The sequence below is a fragment of the Saccharopolyspora sp. genome (genome assembly GCF_017434145.1).
Classification (GTDB): domain Bacteria; phylum Actinomycetota; class Actinomycetes; order Mycobacteriales; family Pseudonocardiaceae; genus Saccharopolyspora_C; species Saccharopolyspora_C galaxeae.
Genome location: NZ_JAFRFW010000344.1, coordinates 1 through 3444, shown reverse-complemented (window position 1 = coordinate 3444; position 3444 = coordinate 1). Strand labels below are relative to the sequence as shown.

The following is a 3444-nucleotide window of genomic DNA, read 5'->3' as shown; positions in this document are numbered from 1 at the left end:
GCGGGCGCCGACGTGATCAAGGTCGGCGTAGGGCCGGGCGCGATGTGCACGACGCGGATGATGACCGGCGTCGGCCGCCCGCAGTTCTCCGCGGTCGCCGAATGCGCCGCGGCGGCGCGCGAGCTGGGCAAGCACGTGTGGGCCGACGGCGGCGTGCGCCACCCGCGGGACGTCGCGCTCGCGCTGGCGGCCGGTGCCGCCTCGGTGATGGTGGGCTCGTGGTTCGCCGGCACCTACGAGTCGCCCGGCGACCTGCTGCGCGACGAGCACGGGCGGGCTTACAAGGAGTCCTTCGGGATGGCTTCCAAGCGGGCCGTCAGCGCCCGGACCCGCACCGACAGCGCGTTCGACCAAGCGCGCAAGGCGCTGTTCGAGGAGGGCATCTCCAGCTCCCGGATGCGGATCGATCCGCAGCGGCCCGGGGTGGAGGACCTGCTGGACGAGATCAGTTCCGGTCTGCGCTCGTCGTGCACCTACGCCGGTGCGCGAAATCTGGCGGAGTTCCACGAAAGCGCACAGGTCGGCATCCAGTCCGCAGCCGGTTTCGCCGAGGGCCGACCGCTGCCGACCGGCTGGTGAGCCGGACGTTCCGAGTGAACGGACCGCTCGTCCCAACAGGTTGGTCGAACAGTCCGTTCACTCCGAACCACTCACGACGATCAGGTGATCCGCGGGCGTGTCGCCCGAGGCGTGGCGGTCGTCGTCCGGATCAGGGGGTGAACTCGCCCTCCAGCATCTCCGTGACCAGCGCCGCCACCGGCGAACGCTCCGAGCGGGTCAGCGTGATGTGCGCGAACAGCGGGTGACCCTTCAACTTCTCGATCACCGCGGCCACCCCGTCGTGCCTGCCGACCCGCAGGTTGTCCCGCTGCGCCACGTCGTGCGTGAGCACCACCCGGGAGTTCGCCCCGAGCCGGGAAAGCACCGTGAGCAGCACGTTGCGTTCCAGCGACTGCGCCTCATCCACGATCACGAACGAGTCGTGCAGCGACCGGCCGCGGATGTGGGTCAGCGGCAGCACTTCGAGCATGCCCCGGTCGGTGACCTCGTCGAGCACGTTCTCGCTGGCCAGCGCACCGAGCGTGTCGAAGACCGCCTGCGCCCACGGCTGCATCTTGTCGTTCTCGCTGCCGGGCAGGTAGCCGAGTTCCTGACCGCCCACCGCGTACACCGGCCGGAACACCACGACCTTGCGGTGCTGCTGGCGCTCCATGACGGCTTCCAAGCCGGCGCACAACGCCAGCGCCGACTTGCCCGTCCCGGCGCGGCCGCCGAGCGAGAGGATCCCGACCTCCGGGTCGAGCAGCAGGTCCAGCGCGATCCGCTGCTCCGCGGAGCGCCCGTGCAGCCCGAACGCCTCCCGGTCGCCGCGGACCAGCTTCACCTGCTTGTCCGCGGTGACCCGGCCCAGCGCGCTCTGCGACCCGGCCAGCATCCGAAGACCGGTGTTCGCGGGCAGGTCGCGGGCGTCGTCGAGGTCGGCCACGCCTTCCTTGAACAGGGTGTCCACCGCGTTCGGCGGCACGTCCAGGTCGGCCATGCCGTTCCAGCCCGTGGAAACGACGTCCTGCGCCCGGTACTCCTCGGCTTCCAAGGCGACCGACGCGGCCTTCACCCGCAGCGGCATGTCCTTGGTGACCAGCGTGACCCGGTACCCGTCGGCGGCCAGGTTCAGCGAACAGGCCAGGATCCGGGCGTCGTTGGAGTCGGTGCGGAACCCCGGCGGCAGCACCTCCGGGTCGGAGTGGTTGAGCTCGACGTGCAACGTGCCGCCGTGCTCTCCGACCTGCACCGGAGCGTCCAGGCGCCCATTGCGGATCCGCAGTTCGTCGAGGCCGCGCAGGGCTTCGCGAGCGAACCACCCGAGTTCGGGGTGGTGCCGCTTGCCCTCCAGCTCGCTGATCACGACCAGCGGCAGCACCACGCTGTGCTCGGCGAAGCGGGTCATCGCCCACGGATCGGACAGCAGGACCGAGGTGTCCAGCACGTAAGTGCGGAGCTCGACCGGATTCGGGACGCCTGCGGGAACACCGGTCTCGGCCGGGTGCTCCGCTGTGGGCTGGGAACGTCGTGTGGTCACGGCTACTCCCTCGCGGGCGTGGCGCGCACACCCGCTTGTCGGCGGGCCGGGCCTGCCCCTGCCCTGGCCTGGCCGGACCGGCGGGCGGTCCGGCGCAGCCGCAGGGACCGCGCACCGGCCCCGAGCGACCACGGTGGACGGTGATACCGTCCGATCCAGCCAACAGCCACGGTCAGGGCCTCCCCGGACGGGTCATTCACACGTCGACCCGTCACTTGCGGACGCTACCTGCGTGGTTCGGTTCTGGGCAGGCGACCACACAGGTGATTCGCCGGATGGTCGACCGGACTTCACATCCGCGCCCGTTCTGTCGGTTTTCCGCTCGCCCCGGAATCCCGGGACACCGAACGAATGCGCTGGTGAGCAAGGGTTCTCCGGAATTCACCCGCCGTTCAACGCCGACGCCCGGAACGCCGCGGGAGCACGCACGTGCGGTGATCAACACGGTGTCCACATTGGTCTGATCGAGTGAGCGACCGGCTGTACCGGTCATCGCGGCCGGCTACCGCCGAACGGAGCACCCGGCCTCGGCCTGCGGCAGGCACCCGAGCTCCCGCGCCAGCGCGCGCGGAGTCCACGCCTCGTCCAGCAATCGCCGCACCCGGTCACCACGCGCCGGGCAGGCGCCGAGCCAACAGGCCACCAGCCGGCCGCCTTCGACGTAGGCGGCGGTGCGGACGGCTCGGCGCCGATCCGCGAGGAACTCCACCAGCGCACGGGCCCGCCGTTCGGACATCAGCCCCCATCGGCGCAGATGCCGGACAGCGGTGCCCGCATCAGCGCCGCGATCGTGCAGCAGCAGCGCCGCATCCCAGCGGACCCGGCTCAGCTGCCGCAGCAGCCCCTGCACCCGCTCCGCCAGCTCACCGTCCATGGCCACACCGGCGCCTGCCAGCACCTCGGCGGCCCACCGGCCCCAACCCGGCCCTACCGCGATCCGGAGGCCGAGATCGGCGAGTCCTTCGGAGATCACGCTCTGCGGCGTGTCCCGCAACGCCAGTGCTAGTTCCGGCCGCTGCGCGGACGCGCTCTCCTTGCGGCACTGCTCGGTGTGATGCCCGGGGTAGGACTCGTGCGCCACCAGCCACGGGAGCTGACCCGCCCAATGCTCGTGATCGGCGTTCACCGCGACCAGCGAGCGGAAGTCGCCGAGGTAGCGGTGCAAGCCGGTCCAGGGACGATCGCGGACGAGCCGGAAGCGCACGGACTCCTGGACGGGCAGCCCGATCTCCGCGCGCGCCTGCGCGCGCAACGCGCGGGAAAGCGCCGACACTGCCGCGGAAAGCGAGTCGGCGGGCACCGCCTCGGCCGCGCGCAGGCGAGCGAGCCGGATCGCGGGATCTCCGCGGCCCGGCAGCACCGCG

General features: G+C 71.5%; 3 protein-coding genes. 1 reads left to right on the top strand and 2 read right to left on the bottom strand.

From position 1 onward, the window contains the following. A partial coding sequence (locus IJH84_RS09590) for an IMP dehydrogenase (RefSeq protein WP_295142860.1) occupies positions 1-579 on the top strand: 579 nt, incomplete at its 5' end. A gap of 130 nt (positions 580-709) precedes the next feature. Here the strand turns inward: IJH84_RS09590 and IJH84_RS09585 are convergent. Both IJH84_RS09585 and IJH84_RS09580 read right to left on the bottom strand, forming a co-directional pair. Then, the gene (locus IJH84_RS09585; RefSeq protein WP_295142863.1) at positions 710-1987 is read right to left on the bottom strand and encodes a PhoH family protein; all 1278 of its coding nucleotides are present in this window, start codon (positions 1985-1987) and stop codon (positions 710-712) included. A gap of 595 nt (positions 1988-2582) precedes the next feature. Next, positions 2583-3444: DUF885 domain-containing protein (locus IJH84_RS09580; RefSeq protein ID WP_295142857.1), on the bottom strand; the 862-nt coding region annotated here is incomplete at its 5' end.